The following is a 24,832-nucleotide window of genomic DNA, read 5'->3' on the forward strand; positions in this document are numbered from 1 at the left end:
ATCATGAACGCTCCCACTGCCGTTCCGGATCTGACCGACGCCTGGGCTTCCACCGATCCCCTGGGCGAGGCCCTGCATTTCCTGCGCATGAGCGGCACCTTCTATTGCCGCTCGGAGTTCAGCGCGCCCTGGGGGCTGGACCTGCCGGCCATGCCACAGTGCCTGATGTTCCATGTGCTGACCGTCGGCGAGTGCTGGCTGGAAGCCGAAGGCGACGAGCCGCGCCGGCTGGCGCCGGGCGATCTGGTGCTGGTGCCCCACGGCGAGGGCCACCGGCTGGTGAGCGCGCCGGGGGACGCCGCGGCGGGATTGTTCGACCTGCCGCGCGCCTACGCCAGTGACCGCTACGAAGTGCTGCGCCAGGGCGGCGGCGGGGAGCCGACGGCGATGATCTGCGGCGCGGTGCGCTTCGACCATCCCGCCGCGCTGCAACTGGTGCGGCTGTTGCCGCGCGTGCTGGAGGCGCAGGTGCGCGACCCCGGTCAGCGCGATTGGCTGATGAGCACCCTGCAACTGATGGAGAACGAAGCGCGGGCCATGCGCCCCGGCGGCGAAACGGTGATCACCCGGCTGGCCGACATCCTGGTGATCCAGGCCATCCGCGCCTGGATCGAGCAGGACCCGGCCGCCCAGACCGGCTGGCTCGGCGCCCTGCAGGATCGCCAGTTGGGTCGCGCGTTGAGCCTGATCCACCGCGACCCGGCGCGTGACTGGAACCTCGCGTCGCTGGCCGGCGTGGCGGCGATGTCGCGCTCCGCCTTCGCTGCGCGCTTCGCCGAAAAGGTCGGCATGCCAGCGATGCATTACGTCACCCGCTGGCGCATGCACGTGGCGCTGAGCTGGCTGCAGGAACGGGAGATTGCCGTGGCGGACCTGGCGGAGCGGCTGGGCTATAAGTCGGAGGCGGCGTTCAGCCGGGCGTTCAAGCGGTTTATTGGCGTATCGCCCGGTAGCGTGCGGCGCAGCTAGGTTGTGCTGAGCCCCCTAGGGCGCATAACGCGTCAGCGTTATCCGCCTTGAGGCTTCGGCGGATAACTTGTTCCAGATCTCCGTTTCTGCCGGCGGCAGGAAGGGGTCAGAGCTGGATGTCGTCGCGGATCAACACGCAGGTGCAGCCGTCGTCGTCTTCTCGCCAGTCGTGGAGGAAGTACATCTGGATCTTGCCGCCGTCCATCACCGCCAGGTAGTCGCCCACTTCGGGGACGAAGAAGCCCGAGCTGCCCGGTTGGGCTTCGCATTCGATGCGAACGCTGAAGAACAGCGCCGGGTCGGCGTCGTCGAAGAAGTCTTCGCGCTCGGCGGCGTCCCATTCGATGGGGGCTTCGAAGGGGCCAAGGAAGAGCACCTTGGCGTCGCCCATGTCGAGTTCTTCGGCGTCCGGGTCGTTGTCGTCCGGGCGGTAGACGGTGGCGTCCAGCGCGGTGCTGTCGGCGAGGATGGCCTGGCGTGCGGCCATGCGCTGCTGCGGGTCGACGCCTGCGTCGGCGCAGAGCTGGTTCCAGAGGGTTTCGGCTTGGGTGGACATGGTGGCTCCCGCTCGTGCGGCCGGTTCAAAGGCCGATAGTGTCCGGGACGGCGGGGCAGAGATCAACGGCCTGCGTCAGCGCGACCGAGGTCGCGCTGACGCATCATGATTCGCTCAGCGCGCGCTGATGCGGGCGCGCATCTGTTCCATGCGTTCGATCAGGCTGTCGACTTCCTGCTTGAGCAGGTCGAGGAAATCGCTCTGCTCGCAGCTTTCCACTTCGTAGCCGTCGTACAGCGCCAGGCTGCCATCGGCGCGGAAGCCGTAGTAACGCGGATCGCTCTCGACCTTGAGCACCGGCGCGAAGTCTTCGATGCCCTGGCTACGGATTTCGGCCAGCTGCACGCTCAGGCTCAGCCACTCGGGGATGTCCTCGGCTAGCCCGAACACCAGCAGGCCGCGCCAGAAGGTCCAGGCCGGGCCGACGTCGAAGGCCTTGGCGGCCGGCCAGGACTCTTCCCGTGCGGTGATATACAGGCCGCCGAGCTTGGAGAGCGTCATCAGGCGGAACGCCTCCGGCAGGGCGAAGCCCAGCTCCGCTTCGTAGCGTTCCAGGGCGGCAGGTTCGGCCTTGCCGGCCACCACCTCGAAGTGCTCGATCTGCACGGGTTCGAGAATTTTCCAGAGTTCCTGGAGCAGTGCGTCTTCAGTCATGGCCAATCCTTTTCCGAGTGACTGTCAGTTGTATGCGGGGCCCGTCGTCACAGGCCGTACTTCTTCACCTTGTCGAACAGCGTGGTCTTGGCCATGCCCAGGGCGTGCGCGGCCTGGCTGAGGTTGCCGGCGTGGCGTTCGAGGGCGGTGGACAGCAGGCTCTTCTCGAAGGCTTCCACGGCCTCGGCGAAGCGCGGTTCTCCGGCTTCCGGGCCGAGGTTGCCGCCGGCCAGCACCGGCAGGCCGAGGGCGAAGCGTTCGGCGACGTTGCGCAGTTCGCGCACGTTGCCCGGCCAGTCGTGGGCCATCAGGGTGGCGGCGGTGGCGTTGTCGATGGGCGGCGCCGGGCGGTCGAAGCGCAGCGAGGACTGCTGCAGGAAGTGCTCGAAGAGCATCAGGATGTCTTCGCGGCGCTCGCGCAGCGGCGGCAGGTTGAGGGTGATGACGTTCAGGCGGTAGTAGAGGTCGCTGCGGAAGCTGCCGTCGCGGCCCATGGCGGCGAGGTCGGATTTGGTCGCGGCGATCACCCGGCAGTCCACGCGGATCAGTTCATTGGAGCCCAGGCGTTCCAGCTGCTGTTCCTGCAGCACGCGCAGCAGTTTGATCTGCAGGTTCAGCGGCATGCTCTCGATCTCGTCGAGGAACAGGCTGCCGCCGTCGGCGTACTCGATCTTGCCGATCCGGCGCTTGCCGGCGCCAGTGAAGGCGTGGGCTTCGTGGCCGAAGATTTCGCTGTCGATCAGGCTTTCCGGCAGGCCGCCGCAGTTGAGCGCGACGAAGGGCTTGGGCTGGCGCCGGCTGGAGTCGTGCAGGCAGCGCGCGACCAGTTCCTTGCCGGTGCCGGTCTCGCCTTCGATGAGCACGTTGGCGGAGGTGTCGGCGACGTTGGCGATCAGTTCGCGCAGCGCCTGCATGGCCGGCGAGCGGCCGATCAGGCGGCTTTCCAGGGCCTGCTTGCCGGCGAGCTGGCGGCGCAGCTGGCTGACTTCACGGGTCAGCGCGCGCTGGGCGAGGGCACGGCGCGCGGTGTCCACCAGCTTCTCGGGCGAGAAGGGTTTCTCCATGAAGTCGTAGGCGCCGTCGCGCATGGCCTTTACCGCCATGGCGATATCGCCGTGGCCGGTGATCAGCACCACCGGCAGGCTGGGGTCGAGCGCCTTGAGTTTCTCCAGCAGTTGCAGGCCGTCCATGCCGGGCATGCGGATGTCGCTGACGACGATGCCGGGGAAGTCGGCGCCGATCTTCTTCAGCGCTTCCTCGGCGCTGCCTACGCTGTCGGTCTCGATGTCTTCCAGGGCCAGCGCCTGCTGGCAGCCGAGGCGCACGTGGGGGTCATCCTCGACGATCAGGACGCGCAGGGATGGGGCGCTCATGCGGGGGTCTCCATGGCGGGCAGCAGCGGCAGGTGCAGCTCGAAGGCGGTGCCGCCGGCCTCCGGGTAGGCCACGCCGAGGCTGCCGCCGGCGGCGGTGGCGAGGCTGGCCGAAAGGGTCAGGCCCAGGCCCAGGCCGAGTTCGCCGGGCTTGGTGGTGAAGAAGGGTTCGAACAGGTGCTGGCGCTGATCCTGCGGGATGCCGGGGCCGTTGTCGCGGACCACCAGGCGGTAGTGGCCGTCGCTTTCGATGCGGCCTTCCAGCCACAGGCGACGGTCGTCCTGCGGGCGCATGGCGTCGAGGGCGTTGGCGATCAGGTTGACCAGGATCTGTTCCAGGCGCGTCTGGTCGATGGCCAGCTGTGCGTCGGGGTAGTCGCGGTGCAGGGTCACCGGCACTTCGGCGAGGCGCACCTGGAGCACCATCACGGCGGCGTCCACAGCCTTGCTCAGGGTGGCCTGGCCGTGGTCGTCGGCGCGCCGGGCAAAGGCGCGCAGGCTGGCGGTGATGCGGCCCATGCGGTCGACCATTTCGGCGATGGCTTCGAGGTTGCTGCTGGCGACGTCGAGCTTGCCGCGTTCGAGGAAGCGCACGCTGTTGCTCGACAGGGTGCGCAGCGCCGCCAGCGGCTGGTTGAGTTCGTGGGCGATGCTAGTGGACATCTGCCCGATCACCGCCAGCTTGCCGGCCTGGACCAGCCGGTCCTGGGCCTTGCGCAGGGTGTCTTCGGCCTGTCGGCGTTCGCGGATCTGCTCGCGCAGGTGCTGGTTGCTGGCGCGCAGGTCGGCGGTGCGCTCGGCGATGCGCCGCTCCAGGGCGTTGTTGGCCTGCTCCAGCGCCTCACGGGCGGCGAGTCGGGTGGCGATGACCTTGCGCCGCTCGTTCCAGGCGATCAGCAGGAAGGCGAACAGGGCGAAGCCGACGGCGGCCAGCACGCCGTGCATCAGCGCTTCGCGGCGCAGGTCGGCCAGCGGGGTGAGCAGGGTGAAGCTCCACGGCGTGTCGCTCAAGCTGCGCGTCTGCATCAAGTAGCTGAGCGGCTTGTGGCTGTCGGAATGCTCGCCCGGCGGGAAGCTGATTTCTTCGACGCCATCGCCCAGTGGTTTGCGCGACAGCGGCTGCCATTCGTTGAGCGCCCACCAGTAGTATTGCAGGCTGCGCGCGAGGCGTTCCTTGTCCTGGTCGCTGAGCGGGCGCACGGCCTTCAGGCGCAGGGCCGGGTCGCTGGAGAGGATGATGATGCCGTTCTCGTCGCTGACGAAGGCTTGCAGGCGTGCCTTTTCCCAGCGTTCTTCGAGGGATTCCATGCGCACCTTGACCACCGCCACGCCGACGATCTTGCCGCCGTGAACGAGGCCGTGGGCGAGGTAGTAACCGGGCTCGCCGGTGGTGCTGCCGATGCCGTAGAAGCGTCCGGGGCGGCCGTTCACCGCTTCCTGGAAATAGGCGCGGAAGGACAGGTCTTCACCCAGGTAACTGTCGGCGTCCTGCCAGTTGCTGGTGGCCAGCACGCGGCCGGAGGTGTCCAGCAGATACACGGCTCGGCTGCCGGCGCGGCGGTTGAGGCCTTCCAGGTAATGGTTGACGCGGTCGCGGTGCAGCGGCGTCGGGTCCACCAGCAGGCGGCTGACGCTGCCTTCGAGTTCCAGCAGGCTGGGCAGGTAGGTGTAGCGGCTGATCTCGCTTTCCACGCCACGGGCGTGCAGTTCGAGCTGGCGTTCGCCGGTCTCGATCAGGGTGCGGGTGCCGGCGCCTTCGCTGATCAGGTAGCCGCCATAGCCGAAGCCCAGGGTGAGCAGGAGCAGGAGGAAGGGCAACAGGTAGTTGCGCACGAGGCGTGGCTTCACGGTGAGCGGCGGCGGCAGTGGGCTGGAAGCGCATTGCAGCACAGTCGCCGGGGCCGAGCCAGCCCAACGCCGGGGGGCGGCGATGGACTGGCTCGGGTACCACACGGTGCGTCTGCCGGGGCTTAGGGTTTGACCACCATCCCGATGCCGCGGCCGCGCGGATCGGAGGCGGTTTCCAGGGCCTTGCCGTTGACACGGATGGCCTGGATGTCACCCATGTTCCAACCCTGGTCTTCCAGGGTGTAGCCCATGGCTTTGAGCTCGTCGGCAACCTTGCCGTTGAGCGGCGCGTAAGCGTCGTAGTAGATGGTGTCCTTGGGCAGCAGCTGGTGGTGCACACGCTGTGCGGCGACGGCCTTCTCCAGGGGCAGCTTGTAGTCGTAGACGTTGTTCAGCACCTGGAAGATCGAGGTGAAGATCCGCGAGCCGCCGGGGGTGCCCAGCACCAGGCTGACGTGGCCGTCGCGGGTGACGATGCTCGGGCTCATGGAGGAGAGCATGCGCTTGCCCGGCTCGATGGCGTTGGCGTCGCTGCCGACTACGCCGAAGGCGTTGGCCACGCCCGGCTTGGAGCTGAAGTCATCCATCTCGTCGTTGAGCAGGAAGCCTGCTCCCTTGACCACCACGCCGCTGCCGAAGTCCCAGTTGAGGGTGTAGGTGTTGCTGACGGCGTTGCCGTCCTTGTCGACGATGGAGAAGTGCGTGGTCTGGTGCGGTTCGAGACCAGGGCGGACTTTCTCGGTGGCCGAGATGGCGTCCGGGTTCACTTCCTTCGCGCGCTTGGCGATGTACTTCGGGTCGGTCAGCTGGGCCACCGGCACCTTGGAGAACTGCGGGTCGCCCAGGTAGTCAGCGCGGTCGGCGAACACGCGCTTCTCGATTTCCGCGAGTAGGTGGATGTACTTGGCGGAGTTCAGTTGCACGCCCTTGAAGTCGGCGGCGCGCTGTTCCTTGATGCCGATCAGCTGGGCCAGGGCGATGCCGCCGGAGCTGGGCAGCGGCGCGGTGTAGAGGGTGTTGCCCTGCCAGTCGATGCGCATCGGCTCGCGCCACTTGGCTTCGTAGCTGGAGAGGTCGTCGGCGCTGATCAGGCCGCCGTCCTGCTTCATCTGCGCGACCAGCAGCTTGGCGGTCTCGCCCTTGTAGAAGTCGTCCGGGCCCTTGTCGGCAATGCGCTCAAGGGTCTTGGCCAGCTCGGGCTGCTTGAAGGTTTCGCCCGGCTTCATGGTGCCGAAATAGTCGCCGAAGTTGGTCTTGCCGTTGAACAGCGCGATGGCGTCCTGGCGATACTGGTACTGCTGGTCGGCGACCCGGAAGCCGCTCTGCGCGTAGCCGATGGCCGGGGTCAGCAACTCGCTCCACTTCAGTTTGCCGAAACGCTTGTGCGCTTCCCACAGGCCCATCACGGTCCCCGGTACGCCGGCGGCCTTGGCGCCGACCAGGCTGAGGTTCTCGATCACCTCGCCCTTGTCGTTCAGGTACATGGTCTTGGTCGCGGCCTTGGGGGCGATCTCGCGGTAGTCGAGGAAGTACGGCTTGCCGTCGACGTACAGGGTCATGAAGCCGCCGCCGCCGATGTTGCCGGCTTCGGGGTAGGTGACCGCGAGGGTGAAGGCGGTGGCGACCGCGGCGTCGACGGCGTTGCCGCCTTTCTTGAGGATATCGGCGGCGACTTTCGCGCCGTACTGGTCGGGGGAGGCGACCGCGCCACCGTCGAGGGTGACGGCGAACACCGAAGAACTCGCCGCGAGGATCGCGACGCCGAGGGGCAGTTTGCTGAAGTGGAACACGCGCATGGGACTTCCTTATTTATTCTTGTACTTGCGGTGAGGTGGAAGGCCCCGGCGAACCGAGGCCTTCGGGTAAAACAACAGCGGGATCAGTGCGGCAGGATCTTGGCGAGGAACTGCTGTGTGCGCTCGGCACGGTTCTGCAGGTCGCCGAAGAATTCCTCCTTCGGGCAGTCCTCGACGATCTGCCCGCGGTCCATGAAGATCACTCGGTCGGCGACCTTGCGCGCGAAGCCCATCTCGTGGGTCACGCACATCATGGTCATGCCTTCGTGGGCGAGCTGGACCATCACGTCGAGCACCTCGTTGACCATCTCAGGGTCGAGCGCCGAGGTGGGTTCGTCGAACAGCATGACGATCGGGTCCATGGCCAGCGCGCGGGCGATCGCCACGCGCTGCTGTTGGCCGCCGGAAAGCTGGCCGGGGTGCTTGTGCGCGTGTGCCTTGAGGCCGACGCGGTCGAGCAGCTTCATGCCCTTGTCCATCGCCTCTTCCTTGCTGCGCCCCAGCACCTTGCGCTGGGCGATGGTGAGGTTCTCGGTGATGGTCAGGTGCGGGAACAGCTCGAAGTGCTGGAACACCATGCCAACGCGCGAGCGCAGTTTCGGCAGGTCGGTCTTCGGGCTGGCGATAGAGGTGCCGTCGACGGTGATATCGCCCTTCTGGAAGGGCTCCAGCGCGTTGACGCACTTGATGAGGGTCGACTTGCCCGAGCCGGACGGCCCGCAGACCACCACCACTTCACCCTTGGCGACCTTGGTGTTGCAGTCGGTGAGAACCTGGAAGTCGCCGTACCACTTGCTGACGTTATCGATGGAGATCATACGGTTAACCTTTTCTGCAGGCGCTTCACGCCGAAGGACGCGGCGAAGCTGATGACGAAGTAGACGAGACCGGCGAAGATCAGGAATTCATGGGGCTGGCCGATGATGTCGCCCCGCGAGCGGGCGGCGTTGAGGAAGTCCATCAGGCCCACCGAGTAAACCAGCGAGGTGTCCTGGAACAGGATGATGCTCTGCTGCAGCAGCAGCGGGGTCATCTTGCGGAACGCCTGGGGCAGGATGATCAGGCGCATGGACTGGCCGTAGGTCATGCCCAGTGCGTAGGAGGCGCCGATCTGCCCTTTCGGGATGGCCTGGATGCCGGCGCGGACGATCTCGCAGTAGTACGCCGCCTCGAACATCATGAAGGCCACCAGGCACGAGGTGAACGCGCCCACGGGGGTGTCCTGGCCGGTGATCCAGCGCAGGATGAACGGCACCGCGAAATAGAACCAGGTGATCACCAGCAGCAGCGGGATCGAGCGGAAGTAGTTCACGTAGAAGCCGGCGATGTTCGACAGCAGCTTGCTGTTCGACAGCCGCATCAGCGCGAGGATGGTGCCCAGCACCACGCCGCCCAGTACACCGAGCGCCATCAGTTGCAGGGTGGTGAGCATGCCTTCCCAGAGGCCGGGGAGGGCGGGGACGATCTGGCTGAAGTCCATCATTTACCTCCCACGGAGATCAGGCCCGGCACGGCGACTTTCTTCTCGACCATGCGCATGATCAGCATCAGGCTCATGTTCAGGGTGAAGTAGATCGCGGTGGCGAGGGTGAAGGCCTCGAACAGGTTGGCGCTGAATTCGGCGGTCTGCTTGGTCTGCGCCAGCAGCTCCATCAGGCCGATCAGCGAGGCCACTGAGGAGTTCTTGAAGACGTTGAGGAATTCCGAGGTCAGCGGCGGGATGATGATCCGGAAGGCCTGCGGCAACAGCACGTGGCGGTAGATCGACGGCAGGCGGAAGCCCACGGCGCTGGCGGCGGCGAGCTGGCCCTTGGGCAGCGCCTGGATGCCGGTGCGCACCTGTTCGCAGACCCGCGCTGCGGTGAACAGGCCCAGGCACACGACGACGCTGATGAAGGCCGAGGTTTCCGGGGCGATGCCCAGCTTGAACCAGTCCTGGATCGGCTGCGGCAGGTAGTCGGGTACGAAGAAGTACCAGAGGAACAGCTGCACCAGCAGCGGCACGTTGCGGAACAGCTCCACGTAGGCCGTGGCGATGCCCGACAACCAGCGGTTGGGCAGGGTGCGCATCACGCCCAGCAGTGAGCCGAGCGCCAGGGCAATGACCCAGGCCGCGAGCGAGACGGCGATGGTCCAGCCAAGGCCGGTGATGTACCAGTCCAGGTAGCGTTCGTCGCCGATCCCGGTGGACTTGAAGAACACGCCCCAGTCCCAGTTGTAATCCATGACGGGTTTCCCCTCGATTGCTTTGTTCGGTACGGGGCCGGATGCGGGCACAAGGCCGCCCGCCACCCGCGGGTAGCGGGTGTTCCGGCATCGTCATCAGGAAGAAGTGGGCCGGAAGCGCATGGCGTGCGCTTCCGATCCCCCGCGCAGCTACGCCTTGTGGGCGCAGCCGCGCGCGACCGTTACATCTGCTCGGCAGACTTGTCGGTCGGATTGGCGATCAGCTTCTTGAGCTCATCACTCATCGGGAAGTTGAGGTTCAGGTTCTTCGGCGGGATGGGCTGCATGAACCACTTGTCGTAGATCTTGTTCACTTCACCCGAGGCGAAGGTGTCGGAGATGGCCTTGTCGACCACCTTCTTGAACGGTGCGTCGCCCTTGCGAACCATGCACGCGTAGATCTCGTAGGACTGCGGCTTGCCGACCACGTGCCAGTCGTCGGGCTTCTTGGCCTTGGCCATTTCGCCGTAGAGCAGCGCGTCGTCCATCATGAAGGCCACGGCGCGGCCGGATTCGAGCATCAGGAAGGACTCGCCATGGTCCTTGGCCGAGATGATGTTCATGCCCATCTTCTGGTCGGCGTTCATCTGCTTGAGCAGGCGCTCGGAGGTGGTGCCGGCGGTGGTCACCACGTTCTTGCCCTTGAGGTCCGGGAAGTCGTTGATGCCCGAGCTGGTCTTGGTCAGCAGGCGGGTGCCGACCTCGAAGATGCCGACGGAGAAGTCGACCTGCTTCTGGCGCTCAAGGTTGTTGGTGGTGGAACCGCACTCGATGTCCACGGTGCCGTTCTGCACCAGAGGGATACGGGTCTGGGAGGTCACCAGGTTGTAGCGCACTTTCAGGTCGGGAACGTTCAGCTCTTTCTTCAGGGCTTCGACGACCTTGATCTGCAGGTCGTGGGAATAACCCTCCGGCTGACGCGGATCGCTGCCGAGGTAGGAGAAGGGGATGGAGGCGTCACGGTGGCCGAGGACGATGGTGCCGGAGTCCTTGATCTTCTTCAGGGTACCGGTGAGTTCTTCGGCGACGACGGGAGTGGCGAGCAGGGCTGCGACAATGGCGACGCCCAACGCACGGGGTGCGAAACGCATGGAGACTACCTCGACTGGTTGTGTTTGTTATTCAGTCCTGCGCCGGCGAGGCTCACTCCAGGCCGGTCGCATGTTCGAGGTGGAGCAGAGCAGGCTCCGTGCCAAGCTTTTCTTGTTTGGGTAAATTATTGAATTGTAAGGATTAATTGTTTTCCTGTGGCCGTGAAAAAACGACGCCTCATTCGGTCATCCGGATATTCGTGGAATTATCGTTCGGAAATCCGAACGAATCGCCCGCTCAGACGTCCGGATGGCCGGCCCATTGGCCGCGCTGATACGGCTGGTCGCGATCGGCCAGGTGCGCGGCGATGCGCTCCAGCAACTGGTGCGTCGGGGCGCGCACGCCGGTGACCGTCTGCGCCATGCTTACGGCCAGCACCAGCGCGAGCAGCGCCGGGCGAAAGGCCGGCAGGTGGATACGCGTGGCGCCGAGGAAGGCCGCGCTGGTGCCCAGGCCCAGCGCGAGGCCGGCATAGACCTCGGCCGGCGAGTGCACGTTGAGCGCCAGCCGCGAGAGGCCCACGAGCACCGCGATGACTGCCGCCAGCCCAGCGGCGACAAGACCGGCGCGGCGCGAGCTGAACAGTTGCGCGGCCAGGGGCGGCAGCACGGCGCCGGACATCATGCTGTGGCCGGAGATGCCGGTGAAGTTCAGGTTCGGAATCCCGATTCCCCAGCCCATGAAGGCCAGCTTCGAACCCACCACCAGTGCGGTCGAGAATCCGAACAGCATCGCCCATAGCCCGGCCTTGGCGGTCTCGCGGCGGTACAGCAGCCAGCAGAAGACGAACACGGCGGTTGGTGCCAGCAGGGAGCTGTCGCCGAGGCGGGTGATCAGGGGCCAGAGATTCATGGTGGTGGTTCGGAAGGGGCGGGGAAAAGTCTGCCAACATAGCACGGCGCCCCTGCGCGCCTTGCGTGACCGGGGGTCAATCCGCCTCGGCGCCCTGACCGGCGGCATGTCCCTCGCGCCGCAGCAGTTCCCGCTTGCGCGGCAGGCCCCAGCGATAACCGCCTTCGCCGCTGCCGCCGACCACGCGGTGGCAGGGCACCAGCAGGCCGACATTGTTGCTGGCGCAGGCGCGGGCGATGGCGCGCGGGTGGGTGCCCAATTGCTCGGCCAGCTCGCCATAGCGCCGTGTCTCCCCAATGGGAATGCGCGTGAGCGCGCGCCAGACGCGCAACTGGAAGGCGCTGCCGTGCAGGTCCAGCGGCAAGTGCGCGGCCTGCTCGGGCTCTTCGAGCTGGGTGATCACTTCGCGCAACCAATCGCCCAGGCCCGCGTCGTCGCGGCTGCGTTGGGCGGCAGCGAAGCGCTCGGCCAGTTGGCGTTCCAGTTCGTCGGCCTCGTCGGCGAAGAGCAGCGCGCACACGCCCTTGTCGGTGGCCGCCAGGAGCACCAGCCCGAGTGGGCAGGGCGCGATGGCGTAGCGCAGCCGCTCGCCGGCACCTTTCTGCCGACGTTGCGCGGGGCTCAGCGGCGTTGCGCTTTCATAGAGGGCGCGAGTGCCGGAATAGCCGGCCTCCAGCGCGGCGTCGAGCACCGAGCGAGCCTGCGGCAGGGCGGCGGCCAAGCGTTGCTCGCGGCGGGATTCCGCCCAGGCCCGTGGCGTCAACCCGGTGCGGGCCTTGAAGGCGCGGGCCAGGTGCGAGGCGGAGAGGCCAATGCGCCCGGCCAGCTCCTCCAGGGTCAGCGGCTTCTCTGCCTTGTCGAGCAGCTCGCAGGCCGCGGCTACCAGCGCGTCCAGCTGTTCGCGCGGGCTCGGGCCACGCGGCGAGCAGCGTTTGCAGGGGCGGAAGCCGGCGGCCTCGGCCGCTGCGGGGGCGGTGTGGAAGGCCACGTTTTCCCTTGATGGCCGACGTGCCGGGCAGTTCGGCCGGCAGTAGACGCCGGTGGAGCGCACGCTGAAGACGAAGCGCCCCTCGTAGCGCTCATCGCGCTCGCAGACCGCCTGCCAGCAGCGCTCGGGGTCAAGTCGGGAAGTCGTCACGGCAGCTCTCCGGGGCAATGGCTGTTGGGGCGATTGTCCGTCCCGACACGAAGTGCAGCAATCCGCATCGCGTTTTCAAACTCGAAGCGCGGCGGCAGGGGCTACGCTTGCTGGGTATTCCCTGAAGAAGACCCCATGCCCTTGCGCCGATTCTGCCTGTGCTGCCTTCTGCTGCTCCTCGCGCTGAGCGCCCAGACCCGTGCCGCGAGCCTGGCGCTGAGCGAGCAGGAGCGAGCTTTCATTTCAGCCCACGAGCCGATCCGCGTCGGCCTATTCCGCGCCGGCTGGCCGCCGTTCGAGGTGATCGACGAGTTCGACCAGTTCCACGGCATCAGCGCCGATTACCTGCAGTTGCTGTCCGAGCGGCTGGGGATGAAGGTCCAGCCGGTGCTCTACAACACCTGGGAAGAGGTATTGGCGGCGGTGAAGGCCGGCGAGGTGGATCTGCTGCCGTCCATGGCGGCTACCGAGGAACGCCAGCACTTCCTGAGTTTCACCCAGCCCTATGTCACCACCAGCAGCCTGATCTTCGCCCGACGCGACAGCACTATTCGTACGCTGGACGACCTCTCCGGACGACGGGTGGCGGTGGAGCATGGGTACGCCGTCCACGAGTTGCTGACCAAGGCGGTGCCGGGGATCGACTTCGTGCTGGTCGAAGACTCTCCCAGCGCGCTCAAGGCGGTCTCCACCGGGCGCGCCGATGCTTATGTCGGCAACCTCATTACCACCACGTTCCTGATTGAGCAGCTCGGCCTTTCCAACATGGAAGTGCGCGGCGACAGCGGGCTGGGCAACAGCCAGGTGCGCTTCGCCCTGCGCAAGGAGCTGGAACCGCTGGTGCCGCTGCTGGACCGCGCCCTGGGCAACATCACCCGCAGCGAGCAGGAAGCAATCGAGGCGCGCTGGCTGCCGTCACTGGATGTCTTCGACTGGATGAACCTGCTGCAGATCGCCTGGCCGTGGGTGGTGGGCTTCCTTGCCCTGCTGACCTTCGTGCTGGTGTGGAACCGCCGGCTGTCGATCCAGGTGGCCGAGCGCGCCCGCGCCGAGGCTGAGGAGCGGCGCCAGCGCAGCACCCTGCTGGCGCTGATCAACTCGATCCCCGACCCGATCTGGTTCAAGGACACCCAGGGGCGCTACCTGGGGGTCAACCAGGCCTTTGCCGACTGCCTGGGGCGCTCGCCGCAGGACATAGTCGGGCGCAGCGACCAGCAGATGTTCAGCCGCGCCGCCGGCGCCGGACGCCAGGAGCGCGACCGGCAGGCTCTGACCGAGCGCGAGCCCTACGCCAGCGAAGGCTGGGTGGTCTATCCCGATGGCCGGCGGGTGCTCTTCGACACCCTGCGCAGCGCCTTCCACGACGACCAGGGCCGGTTGCTCGGCCTGGTCGGCGTCAGCCGCGACGTCACCGCGCGCAAATCCACCGAGCTGGCACTGGCCGAGGCCCGCGACCTGGCCGAGGAAGCGGCGCAGCTCAAGAGCGACTTCCTCGCCAACATGAGCCATGAGATTCGCACGCCGCTGAACATCATCATCGGCCTGGCGCACCTGCTGCAGGAAACCACCCTGGACCCTCAGCAGGTGGACTACCTGGGCAAGATCCAGGGGTCGGGCCAGTACCTGCTGGAGCTGATCAGCGACATCCTCGACCTGTCCCGCGTGGAGGCCGGCAAGCTGGAGTTCGAGCACATCGGCTTCGACCTGGAGCGCCTGCTCGGCGAGCTGTTCGACCTGTTCAACATCCGCGCGGCGAGCAAGGGCCTGGCGGTGCGCTGCGAGATCGACCCGCGGGTGCCCGCCCAGGTGGTCGGCGACTCCCTGCGCCTGCGGCAGATCCTGATGAACTACGGCAACAACGCGCTGAAGTTCACCGAGCAGGGCGAGGTGGTGCTGATCGTCCGCCTGGAGGACGAGGACGAAGACAGCCTGCAGCTCTACTTCGCCTTCCGCGATACCGGCATCGGCATCACCGAGCCGCAGCAGGAACGCCTGTTCGAGTCCTTCCAGCAGGCGGACAGCTCCATCACCCGCCGCTACGGTGGCTCCGGCCTCGGCCTGGCGATCTGCAAGAAGCTGGCGCAAGCGATGGGCGGCAGCGTCGGGGTGGAAAGCGAGCCGAACCACGGCAGCCTGTTCTGGTGCCGGCTGCCCATGGGGCGGGTGGACGACTCGGGCAGCCTGAGCCTGCAGAACATCAGCCATGCGCCGTTGCCCGTGCCGCTGATACCGGCCGCCGCGGCGGCACCGGCACTGCTGGAGAGCGGCAGCGATGCCGAGGTCGAGCAGGTCTGCCGACGCCTGGCGCACCTGCTGGCGGCGGACGACCCGCGCGCCGGGCGGTTGCTCGGCGAACGTGCAAGCCTGCTGCGCAGCGTCTTCAATGAGGGCTACGAGGGGATCGCCATGAGCGTGCGGCGTTTCGAATTCGAGCGGGCCCTGGAAAGTCTGGTGAATCTCGCGAGGGAGCGCGATATCCGGATATAGCCGGGTATGGAGGGCAAGGCGGGACAGGAACACGCGGACGGGGCCGTGGTCCGATCCCCCATGGCATGTCACGAATCTGACCGATGCGAGGAGTTGCGATGGATAGCATGCTGGACCGGCCGGAGCAGGAAATGGTCCTGGTGGTGGACGATCAGCCCGACAACCTGATGCTCATGAGCGAACTGCTCATGGACCGCTACCAGGTGCGCGTCGCCTCCAGCGGACCGAAGGCGCTGCGCCTGATGCAGAGCGACCCGCGCCCGGACCTGGTGCTGCTCGACATCATGATGCCGGAGATGGACGGCTACGAAGTCTGCCGCCAGCTCAAGGCCGACCCGATGACCCGCGACATCCCGGTGATCTTCCTCACCGGGATGGTCAGCTCCGCCGACGAGCAGAAGGGCCTGGACCTGGGCGCGGTGGACTACCTGACCAAGCCGATCAGCCCGCCGGTGACCCTGGCGCGCATCCGCGCGCACCTGAACCTCAAGGCCAACGCCGATTTCCTGCGCGACAAGAGCGAGTATCTGGAGCTGGAGGTGCGCCGCCGCGCCCGCGAGCTGCAGGCCATCCAGGACGCCACCCTGGAAGCCATGGCGACGCTTTGCGACCTGCGCGACAACCCGCACAGCAACCACCTGGTGCGCATCGAGCACTACATGCGCCTGCTGGGCAGCTCGCTGTCCCTGCACAACGAGTTCGCCGCCGACCTGTCGGTGGAGAACATCGAACTGCTGGTGCGCTCGGCGCAGCTGCACGACATCGGCAAGGTCGCCGTCCCCGACCGCATCCTGCACAGCCCCGGCCAGCTGGAAGAGGCCGACCGGCTGATCCTCGAAAGCCACACCACCGTCGGCCGCGACGCCCTGGCAGCGGCTGAGCGAAAGCTGGGTTCCCCGGCGGAGTTTCTGCGTTATGCCAAGGAAATTGCCTACAGCCACCATGAGCGCTGGGACGGCAGTGGTTTCCCCGAGGGCCTGGCGGGCGAGCAGATTCCCCTGGGCGCCCGCATGCTTTCGCTGATCGACTGCTACGACGAACTCACCTGCCGCCACGCCTACCGCACCTCGCTGACCCCGGAGGAGGCTGCCGCCCGCATCACCGCCGGCGCCGGCAGCCAGTTCGACCCACGGGTGGTCGAGGCCTTCAACGAGGTCGCCGAAGGCTTCGCCAATATCGCCCAGCGCTACGCCGACAGCGACGAAGCGCTGGGGCTGGAACTGCAGCGACTGGAAGATGCGGTGACCGAAAGCATCGAGCTGACACCGCCCGAACCCTGATCGCGCTGGGCGGTTGTCGAGGATTGCCGTATAAGGAGCGCAGCGCCCCAGAGAGGTACGCCAGGAAGCCTGATGAAGACCCCGAAACGCCTAGAGCCGTTGATCGAAGACGGCCTGATCGATGAAGTATTGCGCCCGCTGATGAGCGGCAAGGAAGCAGCGGTCTACGTGGTGCGCTGCGGTAGCGAGCTGCGCTGCGCCAAGGTCTACAAGGAGGCCAACAAGCGCAGTTTCCGCCAGGCCGCCGAGTACCAGGAAGGCCGCAAGGTGCGCAACAGCCGCCAGGCGCGCGCCATGGCCAAGGGCACCAAGTACGGCCGCAAGGAGCAGGAGGAAGCCTGGCAGAACGCCGAGGTGGCGGCGCTGTTCCGCCTGGCCAACGCCGGGGTGCGGGTACCCAAGCCGTACGATTTCCTCGACGGCGTGCTGCTGATGGAGATGGTCGCTGACGAAGAGGGCGACGCCGCGCCGCGTCTGAACGACGTGGTGATGGAGCCCGAGCTGGCCCGCGACTTCCACGAATTCCTCATCCGCCAGATCGTCATGATGCTCTGTGCGGGCCTCGTGCATGGCGACCTGTCGGAATTCAACGTGCTGGTCGGTCCGGACGGTCCGGTGATCATCGACCTGCCGCAGGCCGTGGACGCCGCCGGCAACAACCACGCCTTCCGCATGCTCGAGCGAGACGTGGGCAACATGGCCGCGTACTTCGGCCGCTTCGCCCCGGAGCTCAAGTACACCCACTACGCCAAGGAAATGTGGGCCCTCTACGAGGACGGCAAGCTGCAGCCGGACACCCCGCTGACCGGGCACTTCGACGATCCGGAAGATGAGGCGGACGTGGATTCGGTGCTGCGGGAAATCGCCGAGGCCATGCGCGAGCAGGAGCGCCGCGAAGCCGGCCGCGCCGCCCAGGACGCCCCGCCGCAACGCGACGAGCCTCCGCCCCCGCCGTGGGAGCAGGCCTGAGCCCATTGCCCGGCGAGTCGAAGCTTCTGGCACTGATCGCCGGGCAACCCGAACGCCTACATCTGCTGCGCGTGGTGCGCGATCACGGCCCGGAAGGCGCCTGGATCGCTGCCGGTTTCGTGCGCAACGCGGTGTGGGACGCTTTGCACGAATACAGCGAGCCGACGCCACTCAGCGATATAGACGTGTTGTATTTCGCGGCCGACAACCTGGAGCCCGAAGCAGACTACGCCTGGGAGCGCCGGCTGCTGGAGGCCTGCCCGGACGCGCCTTGGTCCGTGCGTAATCAGGCGCGGATGCACTTGCGTAACGGTGATTCGCCCTACCGGGATTGCGGAGATGCAATGTGCCACTGGCCGGAGGTCTGCACGGCGGTAGCGCTGCGCTTGCGGGGGGATTCGCTGGAGCTGCTGGCGCCGTTGGACATCTCGGATATCTGGGAACTGCGCGTCCGGCCGACCGGGCATTTCCGCGCCAAGCCGCACCTCTACCGCGAGCGTATCGCCGCGAAGAACTGGTCGACGAGCTGGCCGAAGCTGCGCATCGAGACCCTGTAAATCCTCTTCGCCGATATTGCCGTCATGCTCTGCGTGGGATGGGTGGAGCGCAGCGATACCCATGCTGATGGTTTCCCGGGATTGATAGGTATCGCTTCGCTCCACACCATCCTACACACGGTTCCTGTTTTGGCCTGGGTTGGATTCCCGTCTGGTCTTGCGAAAGAACTGTAAGCCCTCAACTGTATCCATACATTTCAGACGCGGGCTGTTAGTTTTGCCTGACCCTACCCCGAGCGCTCTGCCATGCCCCTCCGCCACGTTCTCCTCGCCCTGCTGGTCACGCTGATCTGGGGCGTCAACTTCGTCGTGATCAAGGTCGGCCTGCACGACTTCCCACCGCTGCTGTTCTGTGCCCTGCGCTTCGCCCTGGCGGCGCTGCCGTTGATCTTCCTGCGCGGCCCGCTGCCGGCGCCGTTCTGGCGCATCGTGCAGATTGGCGTGCTGCTGGGCGTGGTCAAGTTCGGCCTGCTGTTTGTCGGCATGCACATCGGCATGCCGGCCGGCCTGTCGTCGCTGGTGCTGCAGAGCCAGGTGTTCTTCACCGTACTGATTGCCGCCGCCTTCCTCGGCGAGCGCCCCAGCCCTCGCGCGCTGATCGGCCTGGCGCTGGCTGCCGGCGGCCTGCTGCTGATCGGCCTGGAGCGCCCGATGGGCGACAGCCTGGTGGCCTTCCTGCTGGTGATCGCCGCCGCGCTGGCCTGGGCCTTCTCCAACATCGCCACCAAGCGCTCCGGCGCCAGCGACATGTTGCGCCTGATCAGTTGGGTCAGCCTGATCCCGCCGCTGCCACTACTGGTGCTGTCGTGGATATTCGAAGGCCAGGAGGCCATCGAGCACGCCGTGCTGAATATCAGTTGGGGCGGGACGGGGGCGCTGCTCTACATCGCCTTCCTCGCCACCACCGTCGGCTTCGGCCTGTGGAGTTTCCTGCTGCGTCGCTACCCGGCCAGCCAGGTCACGCCCTTCGCCCTGGCCGTGCCGGTGTCGGGCCTGCTGTCGGGCTGGCTGTTCCTTGGCGAAGACCTCACCACCCAGGACTGGATGGCGTGCGTGCTGGTGTTCGTCGGCCTCGCCGTGACCGTGCTGCCGGCTTCGCTGTGGCGTCGCCGCGCAGTGGCCAGCGCGTAGGGCGGATAAAGCGGAACGCTTTATCCGCCGTTATCCGATATGGCGGATAACGCCTGCGGCGTTATGCACCCTACGGGATGGAATAGCCTTCAGTGACAGCAATTCCCCGACTCCAGGTCCTTGAGGATCGGGCAGTCCGGGCGGTGGTCGCCCTGGCAGTGGTCGCTCAGCTCCTGCAGGGTGTCGCGCAGGCTGCTGAGTTCGGCGATCTTGCGGTTGAGTTCGTCGATGTGCCGGGCGGCCAGGGCCTTCACATCGGCGCTGGCGCGGGCGCGGTCCTGCCAGAGGGCGAGCAGTTGGCCGACTTCCTCCAGCGAGAAGCCGAAGTCCCGCGAGCGGCGGATGAACGCCAGGGTGTGCAGGTCCTGCTCGCTGTAGTGGCGGTAGCCGCTGGCGCTGCGGCCGGCGGGGGCCAGCAGGCCGGTGGATTCGTAGTAGCGGATCATTTTCGCGGTCAGACCGCTCTTCTTCGCCGCTTCGCCGATGTTCATGCCGATCTCTCCTGAGCGAACGCCCGCGCTCTTTCGGCGCGGGCGCGGGCTTATTGGTGGTCCTGGGGTGTCCAGCGCTTGAGCAGCAGGGCGTTGCTCACCACGCTGACGCTGGAGGCGGCCATCGCCGCGCCGGCGACCATGGGGTTGAGCAGGCCGAAGGCAGCCAGCGGGATGCCCACCAAGTTGTAGATGAACGCCCAGAACAGGTTCTGGCGGATCTTTGCGTAGGTGCGCCGGGAGATATCCAGCGCCGCCGGAACCAGGCGCGGATCGCCGCGCATCAGGGTGATGCCAGCGGCGTGCATGGCGACGTCGGTGCCGCCACCCATGGCGATACCCACGTCCGCCGCGGCCAGTGCCGGGGCGTCGTTGATGCCATCGCCGACCATCGCTACGACCTTGCCTTGCTGGCGCAGTGCGCCGACCACGGCGGCCTTGTCGCCGGGTAATACCTCGGCGTGCACGTCGTCCAGGCCCAGGGCGTCGGCCACGACCTTGGCGCTGCCACGGTTGTCGCCGGTGATCAGGTGGCTGGCGATGCCGCGCTCGCGCAGGGCGTCGATGGCGATCTTCGCGCCTTCCTTGAGGCTGTCGCCGAAAGCGAACAGGGCGATCACGCGTGCCTGCGGCTCGCGCTCGATGAGCCAGGACAGGGTGCGGCCTTCGGCTTCCCAGCGCTGTGCCGATCCAATGAGTGCGCCGGGCTGCAGCTGGGCTTCGTCGAGCATCCGGCGGTTGCCCAGGGCGAGCAGACGGCCGTTGATGCGGCCCTGGATGCCTCGGCCGGTCAGAGCCTGGGTAGCCTCGGCAGCGGCAGGGTTCAGGCTGCGTTCGGCGCAGGCGTCGAGCACGGCGCGGGCCAGCGGATGCTCGCTGCCTCGTTGCAGGGCGCCGGCCAGGGCGAAGGCCTCGGCCTCGTCACCGTTTGCCGCGAGGTTAGTGACGCGCGGCTGGCCTGAGGTGAGTGTGCCGGTCTTGTCGAAGGCCACGGCAGTCACCGCGTGGGCGACTTCCAGCGCCTCGGCGTCCTTTATCAGGATGCCGTGTTTCGCCGCCACGCCGGTGCCCGCCATGATCGCGGTCGGGGTGGCGAGGCCGAGGGCGCAGGGGCAGGCGATGACCAGCACGGCCACGGCGTTGATCAGTGCCTGTTCCCAGCCGGCGCCGGCGATCAGCCAGCCGACCAGGGTGACCAGGGCGATGCCGATTACCACCGGGACGAATACGTTGCTGACTTTGTCCACCAGCTTCTGAATGGGCGCCTTGGCGGCCTGGGCGTCTTCCACCAGGCGGATGATTCTGGCCAGCACGGTCTCGCCGCCCAGCGCAGTGGTCTTCACGCGCAGCACGCCTTCGCCGTTGATAGCGCCGCCGGTGACAGGATCGCCGACGTCCTTGGGCACCGGCAGGCTTTCGCCGGTGATCAGGGCTTCATCGGCGTGGCTCTGCCCGGCAAGGACTTCGCCGTCCACCGGGAAGCGTTCGCCGGGGCGTACCAATACTTCGTCACCCAGGCGCAGTTCGGCGATGGCGACGTCCTCCTCGACGCCGTCCCGAACGCGGGTGGCGCGCTCCGGGCGCAAGGCCTCAAGGGCGCGGATGGCAGCGGCGGTCTGGCGCTTGGCGCGGCTTTCCAGGTACTTGCCGAGCAGGATCAGGGTGATGACCACGGCGCTGGCTTCGAAGTACAGGTGCGGCATCTGCCCGGGAGCGGCGGCGTACCAGAGGTACAGGCTCAGGCCGTAGCCGGCGCTGGTGCCCAGGGCGACCAGCAGGTCCATGTTGCCGCTGCGGGCGCGCACTGCCTTGTAGGCGGACACATAGAAGCGTGCGCCGATGAGGAATTGCACGGGGGTGGCGAGGAGGAATTGCACCCATGCCGGCAGCATCCAGTGCTGCCCGATCCAGTCGCCCACCATCGGCAGCACCAGCGGCAGGGACAGCAGGATAGCGGCGGCCAGCCACCAGCGCTCGCGCGCCAGCCGGGCAACCGCCGGGTCCACGGCGGGCTGGTCGGGTTCGATGGGGCGGGCCTTGTAGCCGGCCTTGTCGACGGCGGCGATCAGCGCGCCGGCATCCACTGCGCCGAGCAGTTCGACGTGGGCGCGCTCGCTGGCCAGGTTGACGCTGGCCGAGCGCACGCCGGGAACCTTGTTCAGGGCGCGTTCGACGCGGCCGACGCAGCTGGCGCAGGTCATGCCTTCGATGCTCAGTTCCAGGCTGTGGGCCGGTACCTGGTAGCCAGCCTGTTCGACGGCGGCCACCAGCGCCGGCAGGGTCTCACCGCTGGATGGCGCGGCGAGCTGCACGCGGGCCTGCTCGCTGGCGAGGTTGACGCTGGCGTCCTGCACGCCGGGCACTTTGCGCAGGGCGCGCTCGACCCGGCCTGCACAACTGGCGCAGGTCATCCCGGAGACGGGGAGGTCGAGTTCGATGGGGTTGGCGCTGTTCATGGGGCTTCTCCCTGAAGTTCCCCGATAGCATCAACCTTGACACGAGGGCAAGGTCAACCCTCGTTTGCTGTCATCTTGTCGCAGGTCAAAGCCGAGGCCGGGATCAGCTGCCGCTGGAGACCGGCATGAGATACAGCCCGCTCTCGCTGTTGGCGATGCGGAACTTGCGCACTTCGCCAGCGTGCAACTGCACCGACTGTGCGCGCAACGGCTGGATGCCACTACGGCAGAGGCCGGAGTTGGCGGTCTGCAGGCGCAGGGAAACCTCGCCCGGCGGCAGGTTCAGGGCGATTTCACCTTCGGGCTGCAGGCGCGAGACCTTTTCGTCCTGCACATATAGGTCGATGTCGCAGGCGGTGCCGGTATCCAGCCGCTCGCGGCTGACGATCAGCACGGCATAGGCGACCGGCTGGGCGTCGGGCACCGGCCAGGAACCGGGCGTGCTTGGCGGTGGCGTGGCCGGGGAGGTGGGTACGGCCGGCGCCGAGGGTTCCTCGGGCATGCCGTCGGCCCAGGCACTGAAGGGCAGGCTTGCGAAGGGCAGGGCAGCGGCGAGGCCGGCGGCAATTAAAAGGGAACGGCGCATGGCGTTCTCCGACGAGTCAGCTATTTCCGCAGCTTGGCTGAGAGGCTGACGTAGGACAAGTGCAAGGAGAGGGCAACGCGAGAGGCTTGACCTTGCCACGGTGGAAAGGTTGAGACTGCATCCAACGCTTCAATCCATTAGAGGAGAGATTCCATGCACACCTTCAATGTCAAAGGCATGAGCTGCGGACACTGCGTGCGCGCCATCACCCAGGCTGTACAGGCGCTGGACGCGGCGGCGGACGTGCAGGTCGACCTGGGCGCCGGTGAAGTCCGCGTCGCCAGCCGGCTGGACGAACCCGCGATCCTCGCGGCGATCCGCGAGGAAGGCTACGAGGCCGAGGCGGCCTGAAGTGTCATCCCTTCCGGGCCGGCGTCCTGCCGGCCCCTTATACCTGCGCCGGGTGCCAGTCGCGTATCAGGCCACGGAACACGGCGTCGAACAGCTCGCGGGTTTCCTGTAGCGGGTCGAACAGGGCCGGGTCGCGCAGCCAGTCGCTGAGCAGGCCGAAGATCATCGCATGCACCGCGCGCGAGGCAATCTTGGGCGACACGCCGGGCATCAGACGCGTGCGGCAATCCTCGCGGTTGAACAACTGCTCGCAAAGTTCGATGAACTGCCGGACGAACTGGTTGTGGCGCTCCTCGGCGTCGCGCAGTTCATCGGTGAACTCGCAGCGCTGCAGGAGGATGGTGAGGATGCGCCGACGCTGTTCATCGCGGGCGAGGTTCTCGACCACTTCCACGCTGAGCTGGAACAGCGATTCGATCGGGTCGTGACCATCGCACCCGGACAGCCGCTGTGCCAGTTGCTCAGGCGGCAGGCGAACCTGGTTGAGCATGTCGTTGAACAGGTGCGCCTTGTTCTGGAAGTGCCAGTACACCGCTCCGCGAGTGACGCCAGCAGCGCGCGCGATCTCTTCCAGGCTCGTATTTGAGACGCCTTTCGCAAAGAATAGGCCTTCAGCCGAGTCGAGAATCGTCTGACGGGTTCGTTCCGAATCTTCTTTAGTTCTTCGCATGGCGCTTGGTGGTATACAGGCTAGCATCACTGGGTGACCGGCAGTTTACTGATTTTATTGCGCTAACAGTGCTTTACAGACACTGGCGTAGGTAAAAGTCACACAGTCGTCGTCTTTTGGGGTTCCGCAGTCAGTCATTTCCATGGAGAGGTTACATGCCGTTTGCCCGTCGTTTGCCCGTCGCACTTGCTGTCGTTGGGTTGCCAGTCCTGTTTGCTGCCTGGGCCCAGGCCGAGGACAAACCGGCTACGGCAGCGCCGCCGCCCCCGGCAGTGACGGTCGAAGTGGCCAAGAGCGCCCCAGTACCCCTGACCTTCGAGTACGCCGCGCGGACTGCGGGCTACCGCGAAGTGGAAGTGCGCGCTCAGGTCAGCGGCATCCTGCAGCGCCGCACCTACGAGGAAGGCCGGCCGGTGAAGGAGGGCCAGGTGCTGTTCCGCATCGACCCTCGTCCCTACCAGGCCTCGCTGGGCCAGGCCAAGGGGTCGCTGGCGCAGACCCAGGCTCGCTATCGGCAAACCGAGCGTGACCTGAGGCGGATTCGTGAACTGCAGGCCAAGGGCTTCGCCAGTGAAAGCGAACTGGACCGCTACACCTCCGATTTCGAACAGGCCAAGGCCGACGTCGAGGCCGCCCGCGCCAACGTCCAGGCCAAGCAGATCGACCTCAACTACACCACTGTGACCGCGCCGATCTCCGGCATGGCGAGCAAGGAAGTGCGCTCCGAAGGCAGCCTGGTGGTGGCCAGCGACCCGAACTCCAGCCTGCTGACCAAACTCACCCAGCTCGACCCGGTGTACGTCAACTTCGCCTACCCCGACACCCAGGCGACGCAGATGAACGACGGCGTGAAGAGCGGCCGCTACATCCTGCCCAAGGACGGAAAGTTGACCGCCGAGCTGCGCTTCGGCGATGGCAGCAAGTACCCCATCGAAGGCGTCGTCGACTTCACCGACAGCTTCGTCAACACCGGTACCGGCACCGTGAACGCCCGCGCCGTGGTGCCCAACCCGCACAACCTGCTGATCCCCGGCCAGTTTGTGCGCATCCTGATCACCGGGATCACCCAGAGCAACGCCGTGACCCTGCCCGAGCGTGCCCTGGCCCAGGGCCCGCGCGGCACCTTCGTCTACGTGGTGGACAAGGACAGTTATGCCCGCGTGCGCCAGGTCACCACCAGCAAGACCGTGGATGGCCGCTGGATCATCGACGCCGGTGTGGACGATGGGGATCGGGTGATTGTCGATGGCATCCTCAAGGTGCGCCCCGACCAGCCGGTCAAGGCCGTGGAAGGTGGCGCGCAGGAATCTGCAGCCGGCTCCGCCTCTACCCAGTCTTAAGGAGCGCCTAT

At 66.6% G+C, this 24,832-nt stretch carries 22 protein-coding genes and 1 pseudogene; 8 read left to right on the top strand and 15 right to left on the bottom strand.

What is annotated here, in order from left to right:
- Positions 1–3 precede the first annotated feature (3 nt).
- Positions 4–969 carry an AraC family transcriptional regulator gene (locus ACIPK7_RS19565; protein WP_401089650.1) on the top strand — a complete coding sequence of 322 codons (966 nt, stop codon included), beginning with the start codon at positions 4–6 and terminating at the stop codon, positions 967–969.
- Positions 970–1,075: 106 nt separating this feature from the next.
- Here the strand turns inward: ACIPK7_RS19565 and ACIPK7_RS19570 are convergent, their stop codons facing one another.
- The 11 genes from ACIPK7_RS19570 to ada form a co-directional block, all read right to left on the bottom strand.
- Complete coding sequence (locus ACIPK7_RS19570; RefSeq protein ID WP_401089652.1) at positions 1,076–1,525, bottom strand: hypothetical protein; 450 nt, start codon at positions 1,523–1,525, stop codon at positions 1,076–1,078.
- Between the two features lie 114 nt (positions 1,526–1,639).
- On the bottom strand, positions 1,640–2,179 hold the full coding sequence (locus tag ACIPK7_RS19575; protein WP_401089653.1) for a hypothetical protein: 540 nt from the start codon (positions 2,177–2,179) through the stop codon (positions 1,640–1,642).
- A gap of 47 nt (positions 2,180–2,226) precedes the next feature.
- On the bottom strand, positions 2,227–3,552 hold the full coding sequence (locus ACIPK7_RS19580; RefSeq protein WP_401089655.1) for a sigma-54-dependent transcriptional regulator: 1,326 nt from the start codon (positions 3,550–3,552) through the stop codon (positions 2,227–2,229).
- Positions 3,549–5,441, bottom strand: coding sequence for an ATP-binding protein (locus tag ACIPK7_RS19585; RefSeq protein ID WP_401089748.1), 1,893 nt, complete (start codon positions 5,439–5,441; stop codon positions 3,549–3,551). The genes ACIPK7_RS19580 and ACIPK7_RS19585 overlap by 4 nt, the downstream gene beginning before the upstream one ends.
- Positions 5,442–5,521: 80 nt before the next feature.
- Positions 5,522–7,195 carry a gamma-glutamyltransferase gene (gene ggt / locus ACIPK7_RS19590; RefSeq protein WP_401089657.1) on the bottom strand — a complete coding sequence of 558 codons (1,674 nt, stop codon included), beginning with the start codon at positions 7,193–7,195 and terminating at the stop codon, positions 5,522–5,524.
- An 83-nt stretch (positions 7,196–7,278) separates the two neighbouring features.
- A complete protein-coding gene (locus ACIPK7_RS19595) occupies positions 7,279–8,013 on the bottom strand; it encodes an amino acid ABC transporter ATP-binding protein (RefSeq protein WP_192431733.1) in 735 nt (244 codons plus the stop codon).
- Positions 8,010–8,678, bottom strand: coding sequence for an amino acid ABC transporter permease (locus ACIPK7_RS19600; protein WP_401089659.1), 669 nt, complete (start codon positions 8,676–8,678; stop codon positions 8,010–8,012). The genes ACIPK7_RS19595 and ACIPK7_RS19600 overlap by 4 nt, the downstream gene beginning before the upstream one ends.
- Complete coding sequence (locus ACIPK7_RS19605; protein ID WP_138520249.1) at positions 8,675–9,421, bottom strand: amino acid ABC transporter permease; 747 nt, start codon at positions 9,419–9,421, stop codon at positions 8,675–8,677. Before ACIPK7_RS19605 ends, ACIPK7_RS19600 begins: the two co-directional genes overlap by 4 nt.
- A gap of 182 nt (positions 9,422–9,603) precedes the next feature.
- Positions 9,604–10,512: a glutamate/aspartate ABC transporter substrate-binding protein gene (locus tag ACIPK7_RS19610; protein ID WP_045217115.1), complete on the bottom strand. Its 909-nt coding sequence runs from the start codon at positions 10,510–10,512 to the stop codon at positions 9,604–9,606.
- A 238-nt stretch (positions 10,513–10,750) separates the two neighbouring features.
- Positions 10,751–11,365, bottom strand: coding sequence for a phosphatase PAP2 family protein (locus ACIPK7_RS19615; protein ID WP_401089662.1), 615 nt, complete (start codon positions 11,363–11,365; stop codon positions 10,751–10,753).
- Between the two features lie 76 nt (positions 11,366–11,441).
- Entirely contained in the window at positions 11,442–12,503 is a 1,062-nt protein-coding gene (gene ada, locus ACIPK7_RS19620) for a bifunctional DNA-binding transcriptional regulator/O6-methylguanine-DNA methyltransferase Ada (protein WP_401089664.1), read from the bottom strand.
- Positions 12,504–12,638: 135 nt separating this feature from the next.
- Here ada and ACIPK7_RS19625 point away from each other — a divergent pair, with 135 nt between their 5' ends.
- The 5 genes and pseudogenes from ACIPK7_RS19625 to ACIPK7_RS19645 form a co-directional block, all read left to right on the top strand.
- Positions 12,639–14,990: an ATP-binding protein gene (locus ACIPK7_RS19625; protein WP_401089666.1), complete on the top strand. Its 2,352-nt coding sequence runs from the start codon at positions 12,639–12,641 to the stop codon at positions 14,988–14,990.
- Positions 14,991–15,088: 98 nt separating this feature from the next.
- A complete protein-coding gene (locus ACIPK7_RS19630; RefSeq protein WP_401089668.1) occupies positions 15,089–16,270 on the top strand; it encodes a two-component system response regulator in 1,182 nt (393 codons plus the stop codon).
- A gap of 72 nt (positions 16,271–16,342) precedes the next feature.
- Positions 16,343–17,239, top strand: a complete 897-nt coding sequence (locus ACIPK7_RS19635) for a PA4780 family RIO1-like protein kinase (protein WP_401089670.1) — start codon at positions 16,343–16,345, stop codon at positions 17,237–17,239.
- Complete coding sequence (locus tag ACIPK7_RS19640) at positions 17,224–17,796, top strand: nucleotidyltransferase family protein (RefSeq protein WP_401089672.1); 573 nt, start codon at positions 17,224–17,226, stop codon at positions 17,794–17,796. The genes ACIPK7_RS19635 and ACIPK7_RS19640 overlap by 16 nt, the downstream gene beginning before the upstream one ends.
- Before the next feature lie 246 nt (positions 17,797–18,042).
- Positions 18,043–18,928: pseudogene (locus ACIPK7_RS19645) on the top strand (EamA family transporter); the annotation flags it as partial.
- An 88-nt stretch (positions 18,929–19,016) separates the two neighbouring features.
- Here ACIPK7_RS19645 and cueR read toward each other — a convergent pair.
- The 3 genes from cueR to ACIPK7_RS19660 all read right to left on the bottom strand — a co-directional run bounded on the left by cueR (position 19,017) and on the right by ACIPK7_RS19660 (position 22,460).
- Positions 19,017–19,418 carry a Cu(I)-responsive transcriptional regulator gene (gene cueR / locus ACIPK7_RS19650; RefSeq protein WP_081517293.1) on the bottom strand — a complete coding sequence of 134 codons (402 nt, stop codon included), beginning with the start codon at positions 19,416–19,418 and terminating at the stop codon, positions 19,017–19,019.
- Between the two features lie 50 nt (positions 19,419–19,468).
- Complete coding sequence (locus tag ACIPK7_RS19655; protein WP_401089674.1) at positions 19,469–21,874, bottom strand: heavy metal translocating P-type ATPase; 2,406 nt, start codon at positions 21,872–21,874, stop codon at positions 19,469–19,471.
- 103 nt (positions 21,875–21,977) lie between these two features.
- Complete coding sequence (locus ACIPK7_RS19660) at positions 21,978–22,460, bottom strand: hypothetical protein (protein WP_192431725.1); 483 nt, start codon at positions 22,458–22,460, stop codon at positions 21,978–21,980.
- 153 nt (positions 22,461–22,613) lie between these two features.
- Between ACIPK7_RS19660 and ACIPK7_RS19665 the strand changes: the two genes are divergently transcribed.
- Positions 22,614–22,811: a heavy-metal-associated domain-containing protein gene (locus ACIPK7_RS19665; RefSeq protein ID WP_081517296.1), complete on the top strand. Its 198-nt coding sequence runs from the start codon at positions 22,614–22,616 to the stop codon at positions 22,809–22,811.
- 37 nt (positions 22,812–22,848) lie between these two features.
- Here ACIPK7_RS19665 and ACIPK7_RS19670 read toward each other — a convergent pair whose 3' ends face one another.
- Positions 22,849–23,481 carry a TetR family transcriptional regulator gene (locus ACIPK7_RS19670; protein WP_401089676.1) on the bottom strand — a complete coding sequence of 211 codons (633 nt, stop codon included), beginning with the start codon at positions 23,479–23,481 and terminating at the stop codon, positions 22,849–22,851.
- A gap of 155 nt (positions 23,482–23,636) precedes the next feature.
- On the opposite strand from ACIPK7_RS19670, the gene ACIPK7_RS19675 reads away from it, so the two are divergent.
- Complete coding sequence (locus ACIPK7_RS19675; RefSeq protein ID WP_192431723.1) at positions 23,637–24,821, top strand: efflux RND transporter periplasmic adaptor subunit; 1,185 nt, start codon at positions 23,637–23,639, stop codon at positions 24,819–24,821.
- Positions 24,822–24,832: the final 11 nt, after the last annotated feature.

Origin of the sequence: Pseudomonas sp. NPDC086581, assembly GCF_044746165.1 — a bacterium.
In the GTDB taxonomy this organism is placed as follows: Bacteria; Pseudomonadota; Gammaproteobacteria; order Pseudomonadales; family Pseudomonadaceae; genus Pseudomonas.